Annotated in this window: 26 protein-coding genes; 6 read left to right on the top strand and 20 right to left on the bottom strand. The window is 63.7% G+C overall.

The annotated features are described in order from the left end of the window. Window positions 1-21 precede the first annotated feature (21 nt). Genes IVB31_RS00905 through IVB31_RS00895 form a run of 3 tightly spaced genes read left to right on the top strand, consistent with a single transcriptional unit; the run spans window position 22 to window position 3,289 of the window. Entirely contained in the window at window positions 22-1,344 is a 1,323-nt protein-coding gene (locus IVB31_RS00905; protein ID WP_247317475.1) for an MFS transporter, read from the top strand. Between the two features lie 33 nt (window positions 1,345-1,377). Further along, window positions 1,378-2,040, top strand: a complete 663-nt coding sequence (locus IVB31_RS00900; protein WP_247317474.1) for a sulfite oxidase-like oxidoreductase — start codon at window positions 1,378-1,380, stop codon at window positions 2,038-2,040. 25 nt (window positions 2,041-2,065) lie between these two features. After that, window positions 2,066-3,289 (top strand): bifunctional alpha/beta hydrolase/OsmC family protein, encoded by a 1,224-nt coding sequence (locus tag IVB31_RS00895; RefSeq protein WP_247317471.1) that lies wholly within the window; start codon window positions 2,066-2,068, stop codon window positions 3,287-3,289. A gap of 4 nt (window positions 3,290-3,293) precedes the next feature. Here the strand turns inward: IVB31_RS00895 and IVB31_RS00890 are convergent, their stop codons facing one another. After that, the gene (locus tag IVB31_RS00890) at window positions 3,294-4,724 is read right to left on the bottom strand and encodes a PLP-dependent aminotransferase family protein (RefSeq protein WP_247319326.1); all 1,431 of its coding nucleotides are present in this window, start codon (window positions 4,722-4,724) and stop codon (window positions 3,294-3,296) included. A gap of 101 nt (window positions 4,725-4,825) precedes the next feature. Between IVB31_RS00890 and IVB31_RS00885 the strand changes: the two genes are divergently transcribed. After that, window positions 4,826-5,740, top strand: coding sequence for a DMT family transporter (locus tag IVB31_RS00885; protein WP_247317468.1), 915 nt, complete (start codon window positions 4,826-4,828; stop codon window positions 5,738-5,740). Here the strand turns inward: IVB31_RS00885 and IVB31_RS00880 are convergent. The 16 genes from IVB31_RS00880 to IVB31_RS00805 form a co-directional block, all read right to left on the bottom strand. Continuing rightward, complete coding sequence (locus IVB31_RS00880) at window positions 5,719-6,777, bottom strand: YeeE/YedE family protein (RefSeq protein ID WP_247317466.1); 1,059 nt, start codon at window positions 6,775-6,777, stop codon at window positions 5,719-5,721. The genes IVB31_RS00885 and IVB31_RS00880 overlap by 22 nt on opposite strands. Window positions 6,778-6,779: 2 nt before the next feature. Next, complete coding sequence (locus IVB31_RS00875; protein WP_247317464.1) at window positions 6,780-7,784, bottom strand: zinc-binding alcohol dehydrogenase family protein; 1,005 nt, start codon at window positions 7,782-7,784, stop codon at window positions 6,780-6,782. 182 nt (window positions 7,785-7,966) lie between these two features. After that, window positions 7,967-9,298, bottom strand: a complete 1,332-nt coding sequence (paaK, locus tag IVB31_RS00870) for a phenylacetate--CoA ligase PaaK (protein WP_247317462.1) — start codon at window positions 9,296-9,298, stop codon at window positions 7,967-7,969. A gap of 35 nt (window positions 9,299-9,333) precedes the next feature. Continuing rightward, the gene (gene paaI, locus IVB31_RS00865; RefSeq protein WP_247317460.1) at window positions 9,334-9,783 is read right to left on the bottom strand and encodes a hydroxyphenylacetyl-CoA thioesterase PaaI; all 450 of its coding nucleotides are present in this window, start codon (window positions 9,781-9,783) and stop codon (window positions 9,334-9,336) included. 55 nt (window positions 9,784-9,838) lie between these two features. After that, on the bottom strand, window positions 9,839-10,921 hold the full coding sequence (paaE, locus tag IVB31_RS00860; protein ID WP_247317459.1) for a 1,2-phenylacetyl-CoA epoxidase subunit PaaE: 1,083 nt from the start codon (window positions 10,919-10,921) through the stop codon (window positions 9,839-9,841). A gap of 1 nt (window position 10,922) precedes the next feature. Next, window positions 10,923-11,426, bottom strand: coding sequence for a 1,2-phenylacetyl-CoA epoxidase subunit PaaD (paaD, locus tag IVB31_RS00855; RefSeq protein ID WP_247317457.1), 504 nt, complete (start codon window positions 11,424-11,426; stop codon window positions 10,923-10,925). Next, window positions 11,420-12,196 (bottom strand): 1,2-phenylacetyl-CoA epoxidase subunit PaaC, encoded by a 777-nt coding sequence (gene paaC, locus IVB31_RS00850; protein WP_247317455.1) that lies wholly within the window; start codon window positions 12,194-12,196, stop codon window positions 11,420-11,422. Before paaC ends, paaD begins: the two co-directional genes overlap by 7 nt. Continuing rightward, window positions 12,196-12,483: a 1,2-phenylacetyl-CoA epoxidase subunit PaaB gene (gene paaB / locus IVB31_RS00845; protein ID WP_247317452.1), complete on the bottom strand. Its 288-nt coding sequence runs from the start codon at window positions 12,481-12,483 to the stop codon at window positions 12,196-12,198. The genes paaC and paaB overlap by 1 nt, the downstream gene beginning before the upstream one ends. A 10-nt stretch (window positions 12,484-12,493) precedes the next feature. After that, window positions 12,494-13,486: a 1,2-phenylacetyl-CoA epoxidase subunit PaaA gene (paaA, locus tag IVB31_RS00840; protein ID WP_247317451.1), complete on the bottom strand. Its 993-nt coding sequence runs from the start codon at window positions 13,484-13,486 to the stop codon at window positions 12,494-12,496. 76 nt (window positions 13,487-13,562) lie between these two features. After that, window positions 13,563-14,429, bottom strand: a complete 867-nt coding sequence (gene paaX, locus IVB31_RS00835) for a phenylacetic acid degradation operon negative regulatory protein PaaX (protein ID WP_247317450.1) — start codon at window positions 14,427-14,429, stop codon at window positions 13,563-13,565. A 201-nt stretch (window positions 14,430-14,630) separates the two neighbouring features. Beyond that, window positions 14,631-15,401: an alpha/beta hydrolase gene (locus tag IVB31_RS00830; RefSeq protein WP_247317448.1), complete on the bottom strand. Its 771-nt coding sequence runs from the start codon at window positions 15,399-15,401 to the stop codon at window positions 14,631-14,633. 200 nt (window positions 15,402-15,601) lie between these two features. After that, window positions 15,602-16,888 carry a DUF445 domain-containing protein gene (locus tag IVB31_RS00825; RefSeq protein WP_247317446.1) on the bottom strand — a complete coding sequence of 429 codons (1,287 nt, stop codon included), beginning with the start codon at window positions 16,886-16,888 and terminating at the stop codon, window positions 15,602-15,604. Between the two features lie 158 nt (window positions 16,889-17,046). Further along, on the bottom strand, window positions 17,047-17,502 hold the full coding sequence (locus IVB31_RS00820; protein ID WP_247317445.1) for a phasin: 456 nt from the start codon (window positions 17,500-17,502) through the stop codon (window positions 17,047-17,049). Window positions 17,503-17,700: 198 nt separating this feature from the next. Continuing rightward, a complete protein-coding gene (locus tag IVB31_RS00815; RefSeq protein WP_247317443.1) occupies window positions 17,701-18,297 on the bottom strand; it encodes a GNAT family N-acetyltransferase in 597 nt (198 codons plus the stop codon). Beyond that, on the bottom strand, window positions 18,294-19,376 hold the full coding sequence (locus IVB31_RS00810; protein ID WP_247317441.1) for an alpha/beta fold hydrolase: 1,083 nt from the start codon (window positions 19,374-19,376) through the stop codon (window positions 18,294-18,296). Before IVB31_RS00810 ends, IVB31_RS00815 begins: the two co-directional genes overlap by 4 nt. Beyond that, on the bottom strand, window positions 19,373-19,756 hold the full coding sequence (locus IVB31_RS00805) for a hypothetical protein (RefSeq protein WP_247317439.1): 384 nt from the start codon (window positions 19,754-19,756) through the stop codon (window positions 19,373-19,375). The genes IVB31_RS00810 and IVB31_RS00805 overlap by 4 nt, the downstream gene beginning before the upstream one ends. Before the next feature lie 178 nt (window positions 19,757-19,934). Between IVB31_RS00805 and IVB31_RS00800 the strand changes: the two genes are divergently transcribed. Next, window positions 19,935-20,855 carry an alpha/beta hydrolase gene (locus IVB31_RS00800; RefSeq protein ID WP_247317437.1) on the top strand — a complete coding sequence of 307 codons (921 nt, stop codon included), beginning with the start codon at window positions 19,935-19,937 and terminating at the stop codon, window positions 20,853-20,855. Window positions 20,856-20,983: 128 nt separating this feature from the next. Further along, on the top strand, window positions 20,984-21,448 hold the full coding sequence (locus IVB31_RS00795; RefSeq protein ID WP_247317434.1) for a nuclear transport factor 2 family protein: 465 nt from the start codon (window positions 20,984-20,986) through the stop codon (window positions 21,446-21,448). A 24-nt stretch (window positions 21,449-21,472) separates the two neighbouring features. Here the strand turns inward: IVB31_RS00795 and IVB31_RS00790 are convergent, their stop codons facing one another. The 3 genes from IVB31_RS00790 to IVB31_RS00780 are packed head-to-tail and all read right to left on the bottom strand — an operon-like array spanning window position 21,473 to window position 23,625. Beyond that, window positions 21,473-22,150, bottom strand: coding sequence for a spermidine synthase (locus tag IVB31_RS00790; RefSeq protein ID WP_247317432.1), 678 nt, complete (start codon window positions 22,148-22,150; stop codon window positions 21,473-21,475). 47 nt (window positions 22,151-22,197) lie between these two features. Beyond that, window positions 22,198-22,521 (bottom strand): hypothetical protein, encoded by a 324-nt coding sequence (locus tag IVB31_RS00785; protein ID WP_247317430.1) that lies wholly within the window; start codon window positions 22,519-22,521, stop codon window positions 22,198-22,200. Between the two features lie 18 nt (window positions 22,522-22,539). Then, the gene (locus IVB31_RS00780; RefSeq protein WP_247317428.1) at window positions 22,540-23,625 is read right to left on the bottom strand and encodes a zinc metalloprotease; all 1,086 of its coding nucleotides are present in this window, start codon (window positions 23,623-23,625) and stop codon (window positions 22,540-22,542) included. Between the last annotated feature and the right edge of the window lie 160 nt (window positions 23,626-23,785).

Below are 23,785 nucleotides of genomic sequence, written 5' to 3'. Positions count from 1 at the left end.
TCGGATTTCTGGAGGCCGGACGTGACAGAGCAAGCAACCCAACCGGCCTCCGACCACATCGACATCGCCGACGCCAAGCGCCGGATCAAGGCGATCTTCATCGGCTCGGTCGGCAATCTCGTCGAGTGGTACGATTTCTACGCCTACACGGCGTTCGCGCTCTATTTCGCGCCTGCCTTCTTCCCCGGCAGCGATCCCGTCGTGCAGCAATTGAACGTCGCCGTCGTCTTCGCGGCGACCTTCCTGATGCGGCCCCTGGGCGGCTGGCTGTTCGGCTATATCGCCGATCATTACGGGCGACGCATCTCGCTGACGCTGTCGGTCGTCTTCATGTGCTTCGGCTCGCTGATCATCGCGTTGACGCCGACCTATGCCTCGATCGGCTTCGCCGCACCGGTGATCCTGGCGCTGGCCCGCATGATCGAGGGCCTGAGCCTCGGCGGCGAGTACGGCGCCAGCGCGACCTATCTCAGCGAGGTCGCCGATCCCAAGCATCGCGGGTTCTATTCCAGCTTTCAGTACGTCACGCTGATCGGCGGCCAGCTCACGGCCATCATCGTGCTGCTGCTCCTGCAGAAGGTCTTCCTCACGCCGGAGGAGCTGAGGGCCTGGGGCTGGCGCATCCCGTTCGCGATCGGCGCGATGCTGGCGATCTTCGCCGCCGTGATGCGGCGCGGCCTGCACGAGACCGAAGCGTTCGAGGAAGCCAAGAAGGTGGTGAAGCCGACCGGCTCGATTGCCAATTTGCTGCGCTATCCGCGCGAGCTGCTGCTGGTCGTCGGCCTCACCGCGGGCGGCACGGCGGCGTTCTACACCTTCACCACCTACATGCAGACCTTCGTCAAGCTTTCGGTCGAGCTGACCGAGGATCAGACCACCTTCGTGATCTTCGGCACGCTGATCTTCGCGACCATCCTGCAGCCGATCTATGGCGCCATCTCCGACAAGATCGGCCGCAAGCCGCTGCTGATCTTCTTCGGCGTCGCCGGCTCGCTCGCAACCGTGCCGCTGCTGATGACGCTGAAGGAGACCAAGTCACCTTTCATGGCGTTCATCCTGATCTGCTGCGCGTGGCTGTTCGTCGCCGGTTACACCTCGATCAACGCGGTGGTAAAGGCCGAGCTGTTCCCGACCAATGTCCGCGCCCTCGGCGTCGGCCTGCCTTATGCGATCACGGTCTCGATCTTCGGCGGTACGGCACCGGCGATCGCGCTCTATTTCAAGAGCATCGGGCATGAGGAGTGGTTTTACTACTATCTCGCCAGCGTCATCTGCCTGTCGCTGATCATCTATTCCACCATGCGTGACACCAAGCACGCCTCCGCGATGCACCGCCACGAGTAGCCCGTTTACGAGTAGCCCATTTACGAGTAGGCCATGGCCGACGACAACGAGCCGCCCGACAGCAAGCTGACGCGCACCAAGGAGAAATGGGCGCGCGAAGGTCGCTTTCTCACGGGCAAGATCGCACGCCCCGAGGATCAGCGCCTGCCGCCCGGCCAGCACCTCACCAAGGACTGGCCGGTGCTCGATCTCGGGGTGGTGCCGCCGGTCTCGCGCGAGCGCTGGCGGCTCGACGTCTACGGCGCGGTCGAGACCCCCGTGTTCTGGACCTTTGCCGAGTTCGCCGCCCAGAAGCAGGCGCAGTTCATCTCCGACATCCACTGCGTCACCACTTGGTCGCGCTACGACAACCAGTGGGAAGGGCTCGCGACGCGCGAGCTGCTCGCGGCCTGCCAACCGCGCGAGGATGCGCGCTTCGTCGTGCTGCATTCCCATGACGGCTACACCACCAACCTCGCCCTGGATGACTTTGCCGCCGAAGACGCGTTGCTGGCCCATAGCTGGTCCGGTCAGCCACTGTCGGACGAGCATGGCGGCCCGGTGCGGCTGGTCGTGCCGCATCTGTATTTCTGGAAGAGCGCCAAATGGCTCCAGGCCATCGAATTCCTGACCGAGGATGCGCCGGGCTTCTGGGAAGTCCGCGGCTATCATAACCGCGGCGATCCCTGGGCCGAGCAGCGCTATTCAGACGACTAGGTTCAAACAACGACGGGGGAAGCCCATGCCGACGGAACGCTTTCAATTCACGGGCGAAGGCGGCCATCAACTTTCGGCCGCGCTGGAGCTTCCCGACGGCGAGCCAGCGGCTTACGCGTTGTTTGCGCACTGCTTCACCTGCGGCAAGGATACGCTGGCCGCCAAGCGCATCTCGGTCGCGCTCGCTGCCAAGGGCATCGCGGTGCTGCGCTTCGACTTCACCGGGCTCGGCTCCAGCGAGGGGGATTTCGCCAATTCGACGTTCTCCTCAAACGTCGCCGATCTCGTGCGCGCGGCCGATCATCTGCGTAGCGTCCGCAAGGCACCGTCGGTCCTGATTGGTCACAGCCTCGGCGGCGCCGCGATCCTCGCTGCAGCGGGGAGGATTCCCGAAGCCAAAGCAGTCGCGACCATCGCGGCACCCTCCGACCCCGCCCACGTGACCGGTCTGTTCAAGGAGCACCTCGACGACATCCGCGCGCAAGGCGAGGTCGAAGTGTCGCTTGCGGGGCGCCCGTTCCGGATCAAGCGCGAATTCCTCGACGATATCGTCGAGCACGAGCTGATGAAGGACGTCACAGGCTTGCACAAGGCGCTGCTGGTGATGCAGTCCCCCGTCGACGATACCGTCGGCATCGACAATGCGACCAGGATCTTCGTTTCGGCAAAACACCCCAAGAGCTTCGTCTCGCTCGACCACGCCGATCATCTGCTGAGCAAGCCTGCCGACGCCCTCTACGCGGCCGACATGATCGCAGCCTGGTCGAGCCGGTATATCGACACAGCCAACCCCGTGAAGGCGATGGATCTTCCTGAGGTGCCGCGCCAGATCGTGGTCCAGGAGACCCGCAAGAGCAAGTTCAACCAGATCGTCACCGTCGGCCCGCATCGCCTGATCGCGGATGAGCCGGTCGCCGCCGGCGGCGAGGATGCCGGCCCCGGCCCCTATGATTTCCTGCTTGCAGGCTTAGGTGCCTGCACCTCCATGACCATGCGCCTTTATGCCGACCGCAAGTCACTGCCGCTCGATCGCGTTACGGTTACGCTGAAGCACTCCAAGATTTACGCCAAGGACTGCGAAGAGTGCGAAACGCGCGACGGAATGCTCGACCAGATCGAGCGCGACATCGCGATGGACGGCGCACTCGATCCCGAGCAGCGCAAGAAATTGATGGAGATCGCCGACAAGTGCCCGGTGCACCGGACCCTGACATCGGAAATCCGCATCGTGACGAAGGCCGTGGACTAGCGCGTTAGAAGCACGACGCCATCGTCCGCAACGCCGCGGTGATCTCGCTTTCGCGCCAGGCCGCGAAGCCCAGCAGCAGGCCGTGATCGCTGGGACGGCCGAGCGCAAGGCTGGATAAAGCCCGCGTTTCAACCCCTGCCGCGACCAGCCGCTTGACCGCCGCCTGATCGGCGCGACCGCGCTTGAGGCGGGCCACGAGCTGGATGCCGCCCGAGGGCACTTCGACCGAAAGAGTCTCGCCGAGATGACGCTCCAGGCCCTCGACGAGGTGATCGCGGCGCGCGTGATAGAGCCGACGCACCCGGCGCAGATGCGCAAGGAAATGCCCGTCGGCAATGAACTCGGCCAGCGCTTCCTGGATGTGGCTCGCGGCGATCAGTCCGATGTGCCGCTGTGCGATCTCCAAGGTGTTGACCAGTGCCGGCGGAACAACGAGATAGCCGAGCCGGATGTCCGAGGTCATCGCCTTCGAGAACGTGCCGACATAGAACACGCGGCCATGGCCATCGAGCCCCTGCAAGGCCGGCACCGGCCGGCTGTCATAGTGGAATTCGCCGTCGTAATCGTCCTCCACAATCCAGGTCTTGCCGGGCCGGCTTAGCCTCAGAAACTCGGTACGGCGGGCCAGCGACATCAGCCGCCCGGTTGGATGCTGGTGCGATGGCGTCATGAAGATCAGCTTTGGCGTGGCCATTCCCGGCATCCTTTGCATGCCCTGCTCGTCCAGCCCGATACCGGCCACGCGCGCACCCGACGCGCGGAAGGCAGCTGCGGCGCCGGGATAGCCGGGATCCTCGGCCCAGACGTTGTCGCCGGGCGTGATGACGGTGGCCGCAATCAGGGTCAGCGCAGCCTGCGCGCTCGGCAGGATCATGATCTGCTCGGCGGTGGCCCGGACTCCCCTGCTGGTCGCGAGATAATGCGCCAGCGCCTCACGCAGGCGCGTCCTGTTGACCGGCCCAAGCTCACGCTTGGCCGCAAGCACGGCGCTGCGGCGCAGGCAGCGCGCCCAGACCTCATTCGGAAACTCCCTGAAATCGCCATGCCCCGGACGCAGGGGTCTTAGCGGCGCCTGATAGGACATCGGCCAGTCGGTCTGCTTCAGCTTCGCAGCCCAGGGTGACAGCTGCGGCTTGCCGGAGCGGTCGCCAGATGCGACGGCGCCCGCCCCTTCGATACGTTCGCCGCCATCGACCGTGACCACCGGACGGCGACCATGCGACGTCTCCAGATATCCCTCGGCGGCTAGCTGCTCGAACGCATAGCTGACCGTATTGCGCGAAACGCCGAGATCGCTCGCAAGCCGGCGGCTCGACGGCAGCGCGCGACCTTTGCCGAGACGGCCGGTCGCGATCAAGCTTCGGAGCTGGCCGGTCAGTTGAGCCACCAGTCCCTCATCGTCGGCCCGCTTCAGGTCGATCAGGGCAGAAATCATACCGTCGGAAACTGGCACCTTATTCCTTCTCGATCTGGCACTTTTTCAGGTGCCAATCGAGATGCTATCCGCCGGACTGGACTGCTTCAAGGACCTTCGTGATGAATTCACTGTCACCCCGCGCGGCCGTTGGCCTGTTCCTCATCGTCGTGCTGGCCTGGGGCGTGAACTGGTCGGTGACAAAGCAGCTCGTGCAGTTCCTCCCGCCGTTGTGGTCGTCAGCGATCCGGAGCTGGATCGCGCTGGCGGCACTGTTCGTGATCCTCGGATTGAGCAAAAATCTGGTGATCCCCGAGCGGGGCGATATTCCTGTGGTCCTCAGCGTGGCGCTGCTGCACATGACGGTATTTTCGGTCCTCGTTGCGGCCGGCGTGCGCTTCCTGCCCGCGAGCAAGGCCATCGTGCTTGGCTACACCACGCCGCTCTGGGTTGCGATCGCAGCGCCGCTGCTCGGGAAGGACACACTGACTGCGCCAAAGCTCGCAGGTGCGCTGCTCGGGCTGGTCGGCCTTGCCGTGATCCTGAATCCGACGTCGATCGATTGGACCAACAGCAACGTCGTGCTCGGCGCCGGCATGGTCATCCTCGCCGCGATCTCCTGGGCTGCGAACATCATCTATATCCGCGCCCATCGCTGGATCGCGTCGCCGCTTCAATTGCTCATCTGGCAGGTGCTCGTGGCGACGATGGTACTGACAACATCGGCGGTGATCACGAATGGCCCGCCGCATGCGGAATGGTCGTGGAAGCTCGTGCTGCTGTTCCTGTATTCGGGCCTGATCGGGACGGCGCTGGCCTATTGGGCGATGTCGATGGTCAACAAGAGCATCTCGGCGCTAACGACCTCGCTCGGCACCACCGCGACGCCGCTCGTCGGCATCGCCAGCGCGGCCATCCTGCTGGGTGAGCCGATCGACATGAGCCTGGCTGTTGCAGCCGGACTGATCGTCGCGGGCATCGGCCTTGCGACACTGGGAGATCGCCTGCTGCGCGGTCAGGCCACCGCGAGAGGCTGAACGCGCAGTGCACCCCGCAGGCCAGCCGTCGTGCCGAGCAGGATTCCTGCGACCGCGACGAACGAGCCGAGCGCGAGCGTCGACACGCCCGTGAGCCCCTGCCCGATCGAGCAGCCGAACGCCATCACGCCGCCGATGCCCATCAACGCGGCGCCACCCGCCGATCGCAGCATGTGGCGTGGCGAGGAATAGCCCTCGAGATGGAAGCGGCCCGTGGCAAGCGCGGCGACCAGACTGCCTGCGAAGACGCCGGCAACCGTCGCAATGCCAAAGTTGAGCGTCAGGCCGGTCGAGAGCATAGCGTATTGCAGCGCATCCGCGATTGGCGCAACGAAGGTGAGCGAAGTAACCGGGACCGGGTTGAAGTCGTCAGCGCCGAGATGGCCGGTGACGAACCAGCCGCCGGCAACGAGCAGACCGACAATGACACCTGCGGCGATCTGGCCCGGCGAGCGGCGGAACGCCGGATGCACGAAAGCAAACAGGACCAGCGCAACGACGATCACAGCGGCAGCCATCGCGCGCGCAACCACTTCGCCGGGACCGAGCGTTGCCAAGAGTGACGGCAGCGAATTCGCGTTGGCAATCGTTTGCGAGGCCTGAACCAGCGCAATGCGTGCCGGCGCGATCAGGCCCTTGAGCGTCATCTGAGCGGCGATCGCGAGCACGACCACCACCACGAAGGAGCGGAGATTGCCGCGACCGAGCAGCACCAGCGCGCGCGAGCCGCAGCCGTTCGACAGCACCATGCCGTATCCGAACAGAAGTCCGCCGAGGAACAGCACCGGTACCGAAAAGGACTGTTGCAGGTAGATCGACTTACCGAGATCGACCATGCCGCTGCCGGCGAGGAACTGGCTTGCGGCGACCGCAACCGCGATTGCCAGCGCATAGGTACGTACCAGCCGCCCGTCCCCTTCCGCCAGCCAGCCACGCATGCTGCTCATCAGGCAAAAGCCGCTGAGCAGGCCGACGGCGCCGTAAACCAGACCAATGACGAAGCCGGCGAGGATGACGAGTTGGGTGGACGGCTCCATGGTCAAGGCTTCAGGATCACGCGATCCCGCGACGAGCCGGCGACCGCGACATAGGCCTCCTTGGCGCGCTCCAGCGGATAGACCGCGCTCGCCTTGATCGGGAACGGCTTCAGGTGCCCGCTCGCAAAGCCTGGGCTGAGGTCGCGCAGCACAGCACCTGTCGCGGCCGACGGCAGACCGAGCGTGTCGATGCCGACATAGGTGTGTTGCCCGCGGTAGAATTCGAGAATGTTGAACTGCACGATGCGGTCGATGGCGGCGATCAGGATCTGGCGGCCGCGCAGGGCGAGCGATTTGTGCGCCGCCTGGAAATAGGGATCGCCGACGGTGTTGAAGACGATGTCGGCGCCCTTGCCGCCGGTCACTTCGCGCACGCGGGTTGCGACATCGATCGCGGAGGAATCAATCACCTCTATGGCTGCGTTGGCATGGCCCTCATAGGCTTCCGCCTTGCGCACCACGCCGATGACGCGCGCGCCCTGCCAGGTCGCGATCTGGACGGCGGCCTGACCGACCTTGCCGTTGACGCCGAACACCAGCACCGTTTCGCCGGGCTTTGGAATGCCGGCGCGGCGAAAGCCTTCCATCGCGGTGACGAAGGGAACGCCGATGCCGGCGGCCTCGTCCCACGACACCGACTTCGGCTTTTCCACGACCGCATCGGCCTCTACGACGAGATGCGTTGCGTGGGTGCCGTCGCGGCGGATGCCGAGGTCGCCGGAGGAGCCGAACACCTCGCGGCCGATCGTACCTGCTGGCCCGTCGATCACCACTCCGGCGTAATCGCGACCCGGCGTGCGCGGGAAGACGGCATAGGGCATCAGTCCGGTCGCGGCCTTGACGTCGGATGGATTGACGGCGGCGGCCTTGACCTCGATCAGGAGATCGTCCGGTCCGCGCGTCAGCGTATGGCGCTCGACGTGAGGTGCAAGCGCGGCGGCATTCTCGGCCTTGGCGTTGAGGCGCACGCAGCGCGCTTCGACGGACTTGGTATCGGCTATAGACATCGAAAGACCCACGATTTCTCGCGGGCCTTGTCGCCCTTGGAGGGACCCAAGTCAACCTGCCTCCCCTCATCCTGAGGAGCCGCGCCAGCGGCGTCTCGAAGGATGAAGGCCCGCGTTGCAGCATCCTGGCCTGCATGGTTCGAGACGGCGCTACGCGCCTGCTCACCATGAGGGGTAAGACCCTAATCCTTCGGCCGCTTGTCGTAGAGCCGCTTGGCCTTGCCGAGCGAGCGCTCCAGCGTGGCGGGCGCAACCACCCGCACGCTGGAGCTGATGCCGATGCTGTTCTTGATGTGGGTCGATATCCGGTTCGCATGATCGAGGAGACCCCGGCCATCCCAACTCTCCGGCCGCGCCTCGGCAATGATGGTCAACTCGTCCATGCGTCCTTCGCGGGTCAGTTCCAGAACGAAATGCCCGCCGCACCAATCGGTGGCGAGCAAAACCTCCTCGATCTGGGTCGGGAACAGGTTGACGCCGCGCAGGATGATCATGTCGTCGGAACGACCCGTGACCTTCTCCATGCGCCGCATGCCCGGCCGCGCCGTACCCGGCAGGAGGCGCGTCAGGTCGCGGGTGCGATAGCGGATCACCGGGAACGCCTCCTTGGTGAGCGAGGTGAACACCAGCTCGCCCTTCTCGCCGTCGGGCAGCACCGCGCCCGTTTCGGGATCGATCACTTCGGGATAGAAGTGGTCCTCCCAGATGTGCAGACCGTCCTTGGTCTCGATGCATTCCTGCGCGACGCCGGGTCCGATCACCTCGGAGAGACCGTAGATGTCCGTCGCGTCCATGTCGAAGGCGTCCTCGATCTCGCCGCGCATGGCATTGGTCCAGGGCTCGGCGCCGAAGATGCCGACCTTGAGCGAGCATTGACGCGGATCGAGCTTTTGGCGCTTGAACTCGTCGAGGATCGCCAGCATGTAGCTCGGCGTCACCGTGATGATGTCGGGCCTGAAGTCGTTGATGAGCTGCACCTGCCGCTCGGTCATGCCGCCCGAGATCGGCACCACGGTGCAACCGAGCTTCTCCGCGCCGTAGTGCACACCGAGCCCCCCCGTGAAGAGGCCGTAGCCATAGGCATTGTGGATGATCATGCCCGTGCGGCCGCCGGCGGCGCGGATCGAGCGCGCCATCACCTCCGACCAGGTGTCGATGTCGCGCTGGGTGTAACCCACCACGATCGGCTTTCCCGTCGTGCCGGAGGAGGCATGCACGCGCACCAGCTTTTCGCGCGGCACGGCAAACATGTTGAAGGGATAGTTGTCGCGAAGGTCCGTCTTCACCGTGAACGGAAATCTCGCGAGATCCGAGACCTCGCGAAAGTCGGACGGATGCACGCCGGCCTTATCGAAGGCCTTGCGATAATGCGCGACGTTGTCATAGGCGTGCTTCAGCGACCAGGCCAGCCGCTGGGTCTGGAGCGCCATGATCTCGTCACGTGACGCGCGCTCATGCGCGTCCATCTCGGCACGATAGGTGTTGCCACTTTCCTTGAGCCTCGTCAGAGCCATTCTCGTTTCCCCACATCTTTGGCTTGTTCTTTTCTTTATTGATCTAACGCCGGCAGCCACGTGCCGGGAATAACACGCGAATGCCCGCGGAATTCCGCGACGACGGTGTCGCCCACTGTCACCCGCACGTCGTAGATCCCGGACCGGCCGCTGCGGGTGACTTCGCGCGCTTTCGCGACGAGGCGGTCGCCGAGCTTGCCCGGCTTGATGAAGGTGATCTGCCCCTGCGCCGCGACCACGCGCTCATTGTGCGAGTTGCAGGCAAAGGCGAAGGCGGAATCGGCGAGCGTGAAGATGAAGCCGCCATGGGCGATGCGCTGGCCGTTGACCATGTCCGGCCGCACATTCATCGCCAATGTCGCAAAACCCGGGCCGATCTCGACGATCTCCATGCCGAGGCCTTTGGAGGCATCGTCCTCCGCCCACATCGCCTCAGTACAGGCGCGGGCAACATCCTCAGGCGACAGGGCGGTTTTGACGTTCACGCGCTTCTCCCGGCCAAATGTTTGCCCATCATGCTCTGCTGCCTGGCCATAACTGTCAAACGTGGTCGTAGTCGACCACGACGCGCTCGGACGATGGCTTCGCCTGGCAAGTCAGGACAAAGCCAGCCTTCAGCTCCCACGGTTCCAGTGAATAGTTGATGTCCATCGGCGCCTCGCCCTCGACCAGTTTTGCACGGCAAGTCGAGCACATGCCGCCCTTGCAGGCGAAGGGCAGATCGATTCCGGCGCGCAGCGCGGCATCGAGGATCGCCTCGTCCTCGGCGACCGGCACGTCGCGGCGCTTGCCGTCGATGATCAGCGACGCTATCGCCTTCGGCGGCGCGTCGGGTGCAACGACTTTCTTGGGCCTCGGCTTGCCGCCGAACTCCGAGACGAAGCGCTCGACGTGGATACGCTCTTCCGCAATGCCGAGCCCTCGACAGGTCGCCTCGATGTCCTCACTCATGCCGGACGGACCGCAGATGAAGACGTGATCGATACTCGCGGCCGGCACCAGCGAGCGCAGCAGCACCCTCACCTTGTCGCCGTCGAGACGGCCATGCAGGATCGGGATGTCCTGCTCCTCGCCGGAGATGACGTGGAAGATCGAGAGGCGATCGATGAAGCGGTCCTTGAGCTCCTCGAGCGCCTCGAGGAACATGATGTTGTCGGTCGTGCGATTGCCGTAGAACAGGAAGAAATGGCAATCCAGCTCGCGCGCAAGCGTGCCCTTGACGATCGACAGGATCGGCGTGATGCCGGAGCCTGCGGCAAATCCGACATGGATGCGTCCGGCGCCGGCCGGCGGGACCACGCCGAAGCGTCCCGTGGGCGTCATCACGTCCAGCTCGTCGCCACACTTCAAATCGTCCGCCGCCCAGCTCGAAAACGCACCGCCATCGACCTTCTTGACGGCGATGCGTATCTCGCCGTCCTCGGGGCCGGAGCAGATGGAATAAGAGCGGCGCACTTCCTCGCCATCCAGCATGGTGCGGAGCGTGAGGTATTGGCCGGGCGTGAAGGCGTAGTCGTTGGCGAGCTCGTCGGGAATGGCAAAGGTCAGCGATACGGCGTCGGACGCCTCGCGGCGGAGGTCGTTGACAGCGAGACGATGGAAGCGCGGTGCGGCTGCTGACATATCAATGACACTTGAAATAATCGAAGGGTTCGCGGCAGGCCTTGCAGCGCCACAGCGCCTTGCAGGAGGTCGAGCCGAATTCGGACAGCAGCTCTGTAGTCGCCGAGGTGCATTGCGGGCAGGCGACGGCCTGTTCGCCAAACAGCGCGCGGCGAGAATTCGAGGCTTGCGGTGGTGCGATGCCGTAGGCGCGCAATTTCCGGCGGCCCTCCTCGCTCATCCAGTCGGTGGTCCAGGCCGGCGACAGCACGGTGCGGACCTTCGGGCGATGGAAACCGGCGCGTTCCAGCGCGACCTCGATTTCGAGCGCGATCATGTTCATGGCCGGGCAGCCCGAATAGGTCGGGGTGATCGCGACCTCGACATGATGGCCGTCGAGAACGACGTCACGGAGCACGCCAAGATCGGCGATGGTCAAAACCGGAATTTCCGGATCGACCACGCTTGCCGCGGCGTCCCAGGCGCGCCGGCGCAGCTCGCTGTCGCGCTCCAGCACCCTCACCATGTCTGCCCCGGGAAGGTCCGCTGCATCGACTGCAGCTCGGACAGAAGATGGCCAAGATGCTCGCTGTGCCGCCCGGAACGGCCGCCCTGCTGCATCCAGTCTGTCTGCGGCAGCTCGAGCGTGGCTTCACTGACGACATCAGAGAGCGTCGTCAGCCAGCGGCCGCGCAAGGTCCCGGGATCAATGGCGATAGCGGCATGGATCAGGGCGCGCTCGCCGTCGTCGACGGCGAACATTTCACCGGTGAAGGCCCAGAGGTGATCGATCGCGGCCTGCGCACGTCGATGGCTTTCGTCCGTTCCGTCGCCGAGCCGGATGATCCACTCCGAGGCATGGCGCAGATGATAGGCGCTCTCCTTCTCGGACTTGGCGGCAATCGCCGCAAGCGTCGTGTCCCGCGACGCCATCATCGCGCGCCAGTAGAGATCGGCGAAAGCGGAATAGAAGAACTGCCGCACCAGGGTCTGGGCGAAATCGCCGTTGGGCTGCTCCACCAGCAGCAGGTTGCGGTACTGCCTGACGTCGCGCAGGTAGGCGAGCTTGTCCTCGTCGTTGTCCTTGCCTTCGACCTTGGCGGCATAGCTGTAGAGCTCGCGCGCCTGGCCGATGAGGTCGAGTGCAATATTGGAGAGCGCCATGTCCTCTTCCAGCATCGGGGCATGGCCGCACCATTCCGACAGGCGATGGCCGAGGATCAGCGCATCATCGGCGCGGCGCAGGGCATAGAGCACCAACGGTGTTTCGGAGACCTGGATGTTGGCCACACGCATCACATGTGCCCCACTTCATCGGGCACCTCATAGAAGGTCGGGTGCCGGTAGATCTTCGATTCCGCCGGCTCGAACATCATGCCTTTCTCGGCCGGATCGCTCGCGGTGATCGCGGTCGACGGCACCACCCAGATCGAAAGGCCCTCGCCGCGGCGGGTGTAGATGTCGCGGGCGGCCTGCAGGGCCATGGTGGCATCGCTCGCATGAAGCGAGCCGACATGCTTGTGCGCGAGGCCGTTGCGACTGCGAACGAAGACTTCCCACAGCGGCGTGTTCGGCGTGGCCATCCTGATCTCCTTATTCCGCGGCTTGCGCGGTCTGACGCTGCACGCGCTTTGCGGCATAGGCGGCCGCCGCCTCGCGCACCCAGGCCCCCTCGTCGTGGGCCTTGCGGCGCGCAGCCAGTCGGTCACGGTTGCACGGACCATTGCCGGCGAGCACCTGCTTGAATTCGGTCCAGTCGATCTCGCTGTAGCGCCAGTGTCCGTCGGCATCCTGAATCATGCCGGGGTCGGGAACGGTGAGGCCGAGATATTGTGCCTGCGGTACGGTGGCATCGACGAACTTCTGGCGCAGCTCGTCATTGGAGAAGCGCTTGATCTTCCATTTCGTCGAGGTGTCGCTGTGCTGGCTCGTCGCATCCGGCGGGCCGAACATCATCAACACCGGCCACCACCACCGGTTCAGCGCATCCTGCGCCATCGCCTTCTGCTCGTCCGAGCCGCGGCACAGCGTCAGCATGATCTCGTAGCCCTGGCGCTGGTGAAAGGACTCTTCCTTGCAGACGCGGATCATCGCGCGCGCATAGGGGCCGTAGGAGCAGCGGCACAGCGGGATCTGGTTCATGATCGCGGCGCCGTCGACCAGCCAGCCGATGGTGCCGATATCGGCCCAGGTCAGCGTCGGGTAGTTGAAGATGGAGGAATATTTGGCCTTGCCCGCGAGCATGGCGTCGACCAGCGCTTCGCGCGAGGTGCCGAGCGTCTCGGCGGCGGCATAGAGATAGAGACCGTGGCCGCACTCGTCCTGTACCTTGGCGAGCAGTGCAGCCTTGCGGCGCAAGGTCGGCGCGCGCGTGATCCAGTTGCCTTCGGGCAGCATGCCGACGATTTCGGAATGGGCGTGCTGGGAGATCTGACGGGTCAGCGTCTTGCGATAGGCCGCCGGCGTCCAGTCGTTCGGCTCGATGCGTTCCTCGGCATCGATGCGCGCCTGGAACTGCGCAGCCTTGGCCGCGTCCTCAAGACCGCGATCGTCGGTCTCGGCCGTATTCAGCGCCTGGGTATACATGCGCGTCCTCCCGTTTTATTAGGAGGCAATATATAACAAGAGTTAGCTCACGCAAGATATTTCTGTAACATAAAACTCAGACCCCGAACCTGCGCTCCAGAAGCTTCCGCGCGGGTGGCAGCGGCCCCTTTTCATTGGTTCCGTGGCCATCAAGCCATTGCTCGGACGGAGCAAGCAGCGCGCGATAGACCTCGCCGCAGAGGTCGCGGGCAGCCCTGCCCGGCCAGTCGGCAGGCAGCAGGGTTTCGGGCAACAACGGATCGCGCAGCACAACGCGGCGATAGTGGTGGATCAGCAGGATGCGCGCGGTGAAGGCATCGTCCTCGGATAAATCCGTACCGCGACCGATCGCGGCCCGCAGCGGCTCGAAGGTCTTCATGAATTTCAGATAGGCGTCCGCCGTGCGCTGCAGTGGCCAGCTCGCACTGAGCAGACGACGACCGCTGTCATCCTCGGCCGAGACTTCCAGACGGATGGCGCCCGCAGCCTCGTCCGGCACAGGCACGCCCGACGGCGCGACCCACACGCCCGGCAGCGGACTGCCGAAGCCGGCATTGCGGAGCGCCTCGCGCGAGGCGTCGCGATCCTCGCCATTGCCGATCAGAAGCAGCTCGAAGCGCCCGGTCCAATCCGATGGCGGCGGATCGTAGATGTGGCGTGTCGCGGCCTCGAAGATCTGGCGGCCTTTGTCGGCCAAGCGATAAAAACTGTTTCGGCCGACTTTTTCGCGCGTCAGCCAGCCGTCCGCCGCAAGCCGCGACACCGCGGTGCGCACCACACCGCTGTCGATGGCGAGGTTCTCGAAGAATTCCAGCAGCGTGCCGAGCCACACCGAGCCACCACGCGGCACGATGGCGTCACCGAACATTGTGATGACGATGGAGCCGGTGCGCGACGGTTCGCGCTTGAGCTGATCGATGATGCGGGACAACGGATGCGCCATACGCGAGCCATAGCGCGTTTGGTGCGGGCGCGACAATGGACGGGTGCGACAATGGAAGCGAGAGCCGGGCTCGATCCTTCGAGACGGCGCTTCGCGCCTCCTCAGGATGAGGTCTAACTACTTATGCGCGGCGCCACGTGGTCTCAATCCTCATGGTGAGGAGCGCGGCAAAGCCGCGTATCTCGAACCATGCAGGCTCGGCTACCGATGCGGATCGGGATAGACCACGCTGCGCCAGCCGCTGCGGTCGAAGGCTCGCCAGCTGCCTTCCTTCTGCGCAAGGCGATCAGCCACCGCGAAGACAGCGGCGGGATGGTGGCCCATGCCGCAATGGCTGCTATCGACCTCGATGCTCTCGGTTTGCGCGCCCGACTTCTCCATGCAGCCCTGCCAGGCGCAAACGCCGTCGGTGCGGCTGAAAATGGCGGTGGTCGGCACGGGCGGCGGGACAGCGAGTTCGCCGCCGAACTGCGGATCGACCTCGTCGGACTTCCGCCCGCTCGCCCATTCATAGACGCGCCAGGCATTGGTCGAATGGGGATCGCCGGCAAAGGGGCTGCCGAGCGTGATCACCTGGCGCACGCGGTCGGGCATCATCTTGGCGAGCTGGCGCGCATAGAGTCCGCCGAGGCTCCAGCCGACCAGGCTGATCTTGCGGCCATGCGTGTCACTGAGCTCTTGAACCAGATCCACCATCGCGTGCTGCACGCCCTCGCGCAGGCCGTAATTCCGGCCCTGGCGCCAGCCGCTCACCGCATAGCCCTTGGCCGACAGAAAGGTGCGCAACGCGCGCGTGGATTCGTCGGAGGCCACGAGGCCCGGCAGCACCAGTACCGGATGTCCATCGCCGCGCGGAGCGAGGCTCAAGAGCGGCAACGCGCCCAGGAACGCACCGAACTCGTGGATCGCGCGCCCTTCCAGAAACATCAAGGTGCGGGACGGCGGACGCAGCGTCTGGGCAGTGGCGGTCATCAATGGTCCCCTGGGAAGAAATGCTGAAAAGGCCGCCGGTTGCGTGCCGGCAAATGGGTATGAATTCCAACACACCGGCTTCCTGATCGTTCCGCAGCGCAACAGGAATCAGCTAGGCAGCCGGTTCCCCACATTCAATCGGGAGAGACGCGGGGCCACAATAGGCCCACACGTTAATGCTAACGTCCGTGACGCAAAAGTCACAGCCATCGAAGCAGGAATTCTACGGAGTAGAGCGCAAGTCCGGCGAGGCCGCCGATCAGCGAACCGTTGAAGCGGATGTATTGCAGGTCGCGGCCGATGTTGATTTCGATCAGCGAAATCAGCTGCGCCATATCCCACGACTTGACCTGGTCGGAGATGAAGGTCGAGACGCCGCTCTTCTGGTCGGCGACGAAACTGCGCAGCACCGCCACCAGACCCTTGTTGATCTCGCCGCGCAGCTCGACATCGCCGGCGAGCGCTTCACCAGCGGCAACGAACATGCCGGCGAGATGGTGCTGCAGCACCTGCGTTTCGCCGCTTGCGCTGCGCTCGATGAAGGAGCGCGCGTTGGCCCAGACCGTGCGGGCGAGATCGGCGAGCTCCGGCCGTGCAAGCAGATCGCGCTTCAAGCCGTCGATGCGATCGACATAGGCCCGATCGGTGCCGAGCCGATCGACGAAGCTCAGCACCATGCGATCGAACTCGCCGCGGAATGGATGCTTGGGATCGCTGCGGACCTCATTGAAGAAGGAGGTGGCGGACGCCACGATCTTGTTCACCAAAAACTTGTCGGCGCGATAGAGCCTGAGCAAGGTCGGCAATTCCGCGCGCACCTTCTCGCGGATGATCGCCATCGTTTCCGTCTGGTTCAACGTGTCGTGCATCACGCGCAGGAGATCGTCGAACAGGATCTGATGGCGTCCCTCCGCAACAAAGCCGCGCAACGTGCCGGCGGCGAGCGGCGCGAGGTCGATCGCCTGGAGCTGCGAGGACATGCGGCGGATGATGAAGGTCATCAGGCCGGAGCTTTCCGTGGCCGAGAACGCCTCCGGCAGCAGACGCAGCGCGAAGCGCGCGAGATCGTCGCTGCGCTTGCGGTCGCGCAGCCAGTCGGCGACGAAGGAGCCGAAATCAATCTCCTTCAGCTTGGCCTCGACTGGAGCGGCCTCGAGGAAATGCACCTGGATGAACTCGCCGAGCTTGTCGGCAATACGGGCCTGGTTGCTCTGGATGATCGCGGTGTGCGGAATAGGCAGGCCGAGCGGTCGCTTGAACAGCGCAACCACCGCGTACCAGTCGGCGAGCCCGCCGATGGTCGCGGCTTCCGCGAATGCCGCGATGAACCCGAACGCGGGATGCACGGGGAGAAGCCATTTCGCGACGACGAACAGGACAAGCATCGACGCCAGCACAAGCGTCGCCAGTCCCTTGACGCGGCGCAGCTCGGCCGCGCGTTCGGCGTCGCCGGGAGTGCCGAGGGAAAAGGTGGTTGGCGCAGTCATGGCAAGATCACAGTAGCCGTCATTGTGGGCGAAGCGAAGCAATCCAGAGTCCTTCCGCGGAGACAGACTGGATTGCTTCGCTCGCAATGACGGCAACGCAAAAAACAAGGCCCGCCGAAGCGGGCCTCAAATTTCAGTTTTTCGCCTCAGGCCTTGGATCAGGCGGTCTTGTTGTAGACCTTGGCAAAATTGTCCTGAGCGGACTTCGCACCGTTGGCAGCGAGCTTGCCGACATAGTCGGCGGTTGCCTTGGCACGCGAGACGAACACTTCGCCGTGCGCGCGGAGCAGGCTCGACTGGATCTCGACGGCTTCGCTGACCGACTTGGCAGAAGCGAGCTTGTCGATACCGGCGAAGAACGCCTGGGCGTCGTCATAGATCGCCTGCTGAATGTTGCGGCTGATCTTGCCGGCCTCGGTGACCGATTCAGTCACCGCGTTCTCGACGGCAGCGGTCACGCGCTCGGAGCCAGCGAACACCTCGGCAGCACGGTCCTTGGCGGTGTTGGCAGACTTCTTGACGAACTCGCGGGCAGCCTCGGGAACTTCCAGGTTCTGGATGTTCTTGAAAGCGTCCTTGAAGCCTTCGAAAGCGGTGTTGGTTTCGGTGGTCATGGGGTTCTCTCCATCCTCATTGTTTTGAGCTATGGGCTCACCCCGTCCGCATTGGCCCGGGGCACGGCTTATATGGCATAGTTAATTGTGCATCGCAATATTCATGTTGCACCGCGATATCACGAATTCGTGAACCGCCTTAACGACAGGCAATCTGGCGCCTCCCTGGCCAACCGGCTTCCAATGACCGGGCGGCGCTTAGGAGTGCTGGACAGCGCCGGGCAGCCCATAAGCCTCCATCTGGGCCTGGACCTGCGCAATGTTGTGGCCAAGTACGACAATGTCGTGGGTCTTGCCATCGACGTCCCGGACATGGTCACGCAATAGCGCCTCGGCCTTGAAGCCGAGGCTCTCGAATAGGGCGATCGCCGCCTGCTGGTCGACCGTCATCTGAACCGAGAGCTTCTCCAGACCGGCGCCGAGCGCGAGCGCGAAGGTCTCCTGCGACAACGCCCGCCCCACCCCTTTCCCGCGCACGTCGAGCGAGACCACCATGCGGATCTCACCGACATGGGGCGACCAGGAATGCGGGTCGCGCACCAGCGTGCCGCAGCCGACCACCGTGCCGCCCCTGACCGCGAGCAGGCTCGTGATCGCGCCGCGCTCGATCTCCTTGACCCACGCGGAGAGCACCTTCGGCTCACTGATGTTGCGCGGCAGGAACAACAGGTCGTGGGTCGGCAGGCCCTTGCCGAAGGCGAGCACCGCGGCTTCGTCCGCCGGGGACATCAGGCGGATCTCGATATCGCCCGCGTCCGTCTTTATATGACGCGGATAGGAGCGCTGCTCACTCATGTCGATCTCTTCCCCAGCCAGGAGTCCAGTTTCGGCCACAGCCGCTTCACCGCATTGGCGCCGGCGACCAGCGAGACGTGACCGCCTTTCAGCATCACCTCTTCCTTGTCCTGCGACCCGATCTTGGCGATCAGGTGCTTTGCGGCCTCATACGGCACGATGTGATCGTGCTCGGCCACCGCATGCAGGAACGGCACCTTGATGTCCTCGAGCTTCGCCGCACGGCCCCCGACCGACATGGTGTCGTTGAACAGCTTGTTGTCCCACATCAGGTCCTTGGTGATGGTGCGGAAATATTCGCCGGCGAGCGGCAGTGTGTCGGTCGCCCAACGGTCGAACATTCGGTACGACTTGACGAACTCGTCGTTCCAGATGTTTTCCCACAGCTGGATCTGGCTCACCGTGCGCGAGGCTGGACGCAGCATCTCGAATGACGACAGGATCATCTCCGGCGGCACGTTGCCGACGCTATCCACCAGACGGTCGACGTCGAAATAGCGGCGGTCGGAGAAATTCGAGAACAGCTTCATCTCGCGGAAATCGATCGGCGTGGTGAAGCAGATCAGATTCTTCATCGGTCCGTCCTGAAAGATCGAACCGTAGAGCAGCGACAGCACGCCGCCGAAGCAATAGCCGATGACGGAAACATCCTGCTCGCCGGAATCCTGCTGCACGCGGCGAACGCAATCCGGGATAAAGTCGAGAACGTAGTCCTCCATCCGCAGGCTCTTCTCTTCCGGCCGCGGCGCGCTCCAGTCGAGCATGTACACGTCGTAGCCGCGCCTCAGGAGAAACTCGATGAAGCTCTGGCCAGGCACGAGATCGAGGATGTAGCCGCGGTTGGTCGTCGCCATCACGATCAGCACCGGCACGCGGTAGATCTCGTCCGACATCGGCCGGTAGTGATAGAGGCTCATCGTGCCGCGGGAACGCAGCACGTCCTTCGGCGTCGATCCGAGCGTGGGTCCGGAGGTCGAGAAATATTCGACACCCTTGATGCTGCGCTGGATCGCGCGTTGCACCTCGGACTGGATGCGTTCCGGGATGCCCGCGAAATCGAGCCCGGCGGCTGCATTCATGTCTGCTCTCCGCCCCCGGACGGCGGGCGCTTGGTGCGCGGCGGCCGCACTGCGGTATCGGAGCCCTGGGACAGGCCGGAACTTTCCGCCATGTGGCTCAGCATCGACTTGATCTCAGCGATCTGGCCTTCGATGGCTTGCATCCGTTCGGCAAGGCCGGTGACCTGGTCGCGGCTCGGCAGGTTCATCGAGACCAGGTATTTCTCCATGAGCTCGCCGAGCTGCTTCTGAGCACCTGCAGCAACGCCGCCGGCCCGGTTCATCGCTTGCGAGAACTCGGGCGATGACATGGCTTGATTGGCGAAGGTGTTGAATCCCTTCTCCATCTCGCCGACCATCTTCTGCCACATGGCGACAGGGTCATTGATCTTGTCGGTCATTGCGTCCTCCACCTCGCGAGGGCTATTGGCGCCCTTTCTTTTCCAGCCATACGACACCGTTGCCGCGGGCCGGTCAACCTGCGCGACCCGACCCTGGTGGCGCGTGGAAGGCTTCTTTGCCGCGGCAAACCATGCAATAGAACGAACGTCCTGCAACCCATGTTCCAAGGAGCGGTCCGTGAACGCCTCTGCCCATCAGCCGCCGCAGACCGTCCGCGCCAACGGCATCGACATCTGCTACGAGATTTTCGGCAACGACAACGCCGAGCCGCTGCTGCTGATCATGGGGTTGGGTGCGCAGATGATCCATTGGGACGATGCGTTCTGCGAGCAGCTCGCCGTGCACGGCTTTCGCGTGATCCGCTTCGACAACCGCGACATCGGCAAGTCGAGCCATCTCACGGGCGGCAAGCGCCTGACGCCGCTCGAGCTGTTGAAGCTCCGCTTCCTCAGAATTCCCGTAGCCGCGACCTACAAGCTGATCGACATGGCCAAGGACACGGTCGGGCTGATGGATGCGCTCGGCATCAAGTCGGCGCATCTGGTCGGCGCCTCCATGGGCGGCATGATCGCGCAGGAGGTGACGCTGTCGTTTCCCGAGCGCGTGCGGTCGCTGACCTCGATCATGTCGACGACAGGCAATCCGCGCGTGCCGCCGCCGACGCGCGAGGCCGCCGCGATGCTGATGGCGCCGCCGCCGCGCAGCAAGGAGGAGTTCATCGTGCGCTACGGCCAGACCTGGAAGGTGCTGCGCGCCGGACATTTTCCGGAGGAGGAAGCGCTCGATCTTGGCCGCGCCGAACGTGTGTTCGCGCGTGGGCTCAATCCGGCCGGCGTCGGCCGGCAGCTCCGTGCCGTGCTTGCGTCCGGCAGCCGCAAGGAGCGGCTGCAGGACGTGAAGACGCCGACGCTCGTGATCCACGGCACGGTCGATCCGCTGGTCCGCCCCGAAGGCGGCAAGGACACCGCAGAGTCGATTTCGGGCGCGAAGCTTTTGATGATCGAAGGCATGGGCCACGCCCTGCCGATGCGCTTTTGGCCGGAGATCATCGATGCCATCGACAAGCACGCGCATGGCGCGGCGGCGCAGGCGGCATAGACCGACAGAGACGGTCTCCTCGCGGTGACCATGTGAGCTGTCGGTTACTCTCTTAACGCAAGCCGGCACGAAAGCTATACAGGCCCCTCCCAGTCGCAAGAAGAGGCTCTCGGCCTCTCGGAGCTCACATGCATCTCATCGTCCGGTCTGCCGCAATGATCGCGGCCTCAGTTTTCATGCTGTCCCTCGGCAACGGTGCCGCGATGGCCGACAGCGCGCAAGAAGAAGCCAATCGCAAAGCCGTGCTGGCCTTCTACGAGAAGGGGCTCAACCAGAAGGACGCCGATGCGGCCCTCGCCTATGTCGGCGACCGTTACGTCCAGCACAATCCCAACGCGGCCGATGGTCCGGACGGCTTCCGAAAGTTCATCGGCTTCCTGCGTGAGAAGTTTCCGAACTCACACAGCGACATCAAGCGCAGCTTCGTCGATGGCGACTACGTCATCCTGCACGTTCACGCGGTTCGCGAGACCGGCACCAAGGGTAACGCGATCGTTGACATCTTCAAGCTGGAGAACGGCAAGATCGTCGAGCACTGGGACGTCGTGCAGCCGATTCCGGAAAATCCGGCGAACAACAACACGATGTTCTGATGGACCGGTAGCTGCGCAACCAGCCTAGCTCTTCTTCCTCGCGATCCAGATCACGTGGCGCGCACCACCGCCTCTGCCGGTGGCGCGAATGTTGACTTCGTTGACGTCGAAGCCGGCACTCCCAAGCCGCTTGGTGAAGGCCGGGTTGGGTCCCGACGACCAGACAGCAAGCACGCCGCCCGGCCGCAGCGCCGTCTTCGCCGCCTTCAACCCGCTCGCATTGTAGAGCGCGTCATTGCCCTTCCGGGTCAGCCCTTCCGGCCCGTTGTCGACGTCGAGGAGAATGGCGTCGAAGGCCGAATTGCGCGCCCGGATGATTTCAGCGACATCGGTCTCCCGGATGCTCACGCGAGAGTCCTCGAGACTGTCACCGAAGACCTCCGCCATCGGGCCGCGCGCCCAGGCGACCACCGCCGGCACCAACTCGGAGACCACGATCTTCGCTTTGCTTCCCAGCACGGTGAGCGCCGCGCGCAACGTAAAGCCCATGCCGAGGCCGCCGATGAGGACGACAGGCTTTGCGACCTTCTCGATCTGCTTCGCCGCAAGCGTCGCGAGCGCGGCTTCCGAGCCCGACAGGCGGTTGTTCATCAGCTCATTGGTGCCGAGCTTGATGGAAAACTCCTTGCCGCGCCGCATCAGGCGTAGCTCTTCATCGGAGCCGGGGATTTTGGCGGTGTCGATCTTTTCCCAGGGAATCATGGGAGAGCTTTAGCACGATCGGACGAACCGAGCTGACCGGGACGCGCCTACGGGTCTCGCTTGATGGCCAGACGATCCGCCTTGAGATCAAGAATCTCCAGGTTGCGAGCTTCGCCTTGCAACTTGATGGAGACCCGGTTGGCACTATCGGGCTCGACCTTCCACGAGCCTTGCTCGACGCGCGAAATATCGGTTGCACCGATTCCAACGCGCTTGAAGGTCCCGTCTCCGGCGAATTCAAATCCGGTTCTTCCCCGTGATGGTGGCAGCGGAAAGCCAGACGGCCGATAAACTGTCTCCGTGGCGGTATCCTCCTCGCGCGAGTGGACCCAATAACGAGAGAGCAACTCTTTGTCGATCGGTTCGGCCATCTGGCGCCTCCACGAGGCCTAGACCCACGAAACTCCGTCAAATTCTTCGGTCGGACGCTGCCCGCGCTCATCTCCGATCAAATTCAAGGCCTCCAGACTACGCGTGGCAACGGCTTCGGTTCCAAGCCTCGGTGTTTCGACTGGTGTCAAGCCGGTGGAATTCACCAGAGATGCTCGCGGACCGGCCAGAGTGGCATTCATTCGTTTCAGCTGACCGGCCGTAAACATGACCATCGTATCATCATCGACGTAATCCATGTAGTTCATGAACATGTCGCCATGGGGTCCGTTGTTGCAACTGATATGAGGGAAGCTCGATAGCCTGACGTCCGAGCCGTTCGAATTGGCCTGATTGGGCGTGTCGTCGACATTGTCCGACCGGGTACAGCCGCCATTGTCATCGCCCCAGATGTGCAAGAGGTTCAGCCAATGGCCCACCTCGTGAACCGCGGTCCGGCCCAGATTATAGGGCGGCCTCGTGATCCCGCCCGAGCCGAACGCAGTGTTCAGGATTACGACACCATCGGTCGCAGGCGGCCCGCCAGGGAATTGCGCATATCCGAGAAGACCGCCGTCGATCGTGCAGGTCCACAAATTCAAGTAAGAATCGCTCGGCCAGGCGGCTTTGCCGAAGCCATCGAACTTGACCATCTCGTCCAACTTCTTAGTCGCTTGGTGATCACTTGCGTTGTAGGGAAAGGCGGTCTTCGACGTCCGCGTTCTGGTTATTCCGTTGGTGGGATTGCCGTGCGGATCCCGAACAGCGAGCCCGAACTCGACGAGCGTATCTGCGGCGAACACGCGAAACGGCGCCGGGATTTGGCTCCGGTCTTCGTTTCGTCGCCGGTAGTCGCGATTCAGCGCGGCAATTTGGCTCTCGATCTGGCTGACGTCGATGTTTTCCTGATCAGTATGATAGAGCACATGCACCACAACCGGGATGCGGATCACGCTCGTGCGCGTCGCCAAACGAGTGGTTTTCGTACCGGCCTCAATGAGTCTGCGATTGTTCCGATAGACCGGGTCGGTCTCCGCCAAAATGAAATGGTGCTCCATCGCCGCGCAGGTTCTGCGGTTCGGCTTGATAGCGGGTGCTCGTGCCATGCACGCCTCCGTTAAATGATAAAATATTGCGACGAGCCGGAAAGCGCCGTCGCGCTGAAAATCTGGCTTAGTTCAAACAATACTTTGTGCGAAAGCACACAAATCTATCATGAATTGCAGCAACGCAAAACAATCAACTTCTGATTTAATGCAGAATTTT

Origin of the sequence: Bradyrhizobium sp. 21, assembly GCF_023073335.1 — a bacterium.
In the GTDB taxonomy this organism is placed as follows: Bacteria; Pseudomonadota; Alphaproteobacteria; order Rhizobiales; family Xanthobacteraceae; genus Bradyrhizobium.
This window is presented reverse-complemented; position numbering and strand designations above follow the sequence as displayed.

What these genes read in the sequence shown, in the direction of transcription:
- IVB31_RS00880 (WP_247317466.1), bottom strand. Translation starts at nt 6,777, where the DNA reads ATGGAGCCGTCCACCCAACTCGTCATCCTCGCCGGCTTCGTCATTGGT.
- IVB31_RS00795 (WP_247317434.1), top strand. Translation starts at nt 20,984, where the DNA reads ATGCATCTCATCGTCCGGTCTGCCGCAATGATCGCGGCCTCAGTTTTC.
- IVB31_RS00900 (WP_247317474.1), top strand. Translation starts at nt 1,378, where the DNA reads ATGGCCGACGACAACGAGCCGCCCGACAGCAAGCTGACGCGCACCAAG.
- paaA (WP_247317451.1), bottom strand. Translation starts at nt 13,486, where the DNA reads ATGTATACCCAGGCGCTGAATACGGCCGAGACCGACGATCGCGGTCTT.
- paaK (WP_247317462.1), bottom strand. Translation starts at nt 9,298, where the DNA reads ATGGCTCTGACGAGGCTCAAGGAAAGTGGCAACACCTATCGTGCCGAG.
- IVB31_RS00825 (WP_247317446.1), bottom strand. Translation starts at nt 16,888, where the DNA reads ATGACTGCGCCAACCACCTTTTCCCTCGGCACTCCCGGCGACGCCGAA.
- IVB31_RS00890 (WP_247319326.1), bottom strand. Translation starts at nt 4,724, where the DNA reads ATGATTTCTGCCCTGATCGACCTGAAGCGGGCCGACGATGAGGGACTG.
- IVB31_RS00830 (WP_247317448.1), bottom strand. Translation starts at nt 15,401, where the DNA reads ATGACCGCCACTGCCCAGACGCTGCGTCCGCCGTCCCGCACCTTGATG.
- IVB31_RS00780 (WP_247317428.1), bottom strand. Translation starts at nt 23,625, where the DNA reads ATGGCACGAGCACCCGCTATCAAGCCGAACCGCAGAACCTGCGCGGCG.
- paaD (WP_247317457.1), bottom strand. Translation starts at nt 11,426, where the DNA reads ATGGTGAGGGTGCTGGAGCGCGACAGCGAGCTGCGCCGGCGCGCCTGG.
- paaX (WP_247317450.1), bottom strand. Translation starts at nt 14,429, where the DNA reads ATGGCGCATCCGTTGTCCCGCATCATCGATCAGCTCAAGCGCGAACCG.
- paaC (WP_247317455.1), bottom strand. Translation starts at nt 12,196, where the DNA reads ATGCGTGTGGCCAACATCCAGGTCTCCGAAACACCGTTGGTGCTCTAT.
- IVB31_RS00820 (WP_247317445.1), bottom strand. Translation starts at nt 17,502, where the DNA reads ATGACCACCGAAACCAACACCGCTTTCGAAGGCTTCAAGGACGCTTTC.
- IVB31_RS00875 (WP_247317464.1), bottom strand. Translation starts at nt 7,784, where the DNA reads ATGTCTATAGCCGATACCAAGTCCGTCGAAGCGCGCTGCGTGCGCCTC.
- IVB31_RS00810 (WP_247317441.1), bottom strand. Translation starts at nt 19,376, where the DNA reads ATGAATGCAGCCGCCGGGCTCGATTTCGCGGGCATCCCGGAACGCATC.
- paaE (WP_247317459.1), bottom strand. Translation starts at nt 10,921, where the DNA reads ATGTCAGCAGCCGCACCGCGCTTCCATCGTCTCGCTGTCAACGACCTC.
- IVB31_RS00815 (WP_247317443.1), bottom strand. Translation starts at nt 18,297, where the DNA reads ATGAGTGAGCAGCGCTCCTATCCGCGTCATATAAAGACGGACGCGGGC.
- paaB (WP_247317452.1), bottom strand. Translation starts at nt 12,483, where the DNA reads ATGGCCACGCCGAACACGCCGCTGTGGGAAGTCTTCGTTCGCAGTCGC.
- IVB31_RS00790 (WP_247317432.1), bottom strand. Translation starts at nt 22,150, where the DNA reads ATGATTCCCTGGGAAAAGATCGACACCGCCAAAATCCCCGGCTCCGAT.
- IVB31_RS00895 (WP_247317471.1), top strand. Translation starts at nt 2,066, where the DNA reads ATGCCGACGGAACGCTTTCAATTCACGGGCGAAGGCGGCCATCAACTT.
- IVB31_RS00785 (WP_247317430.1), bottom strand. Translation starts at nt 22,521, where the DNA reads ATGGCCGAACCGATCGACAAAGAGTTGCTCTCTCGTTATTGGGTCCAC.
- IVB31_RS00805 (WP_247317439.1), bottom strand. Translation starts at nt 19,756, where the DNA reads ATGACCGACAAGATCAATGACCCTGTCGCCATGTGGCAGAAGATGGTC.
- IVB31_RS00885 (WP_247317468.1), top strand. Translation starts at nt 4,826, where the DNA reads ATGAATTCACTGTCACCCCGCGCGGCCGTTGGCCTGTTCCTCATCGTC.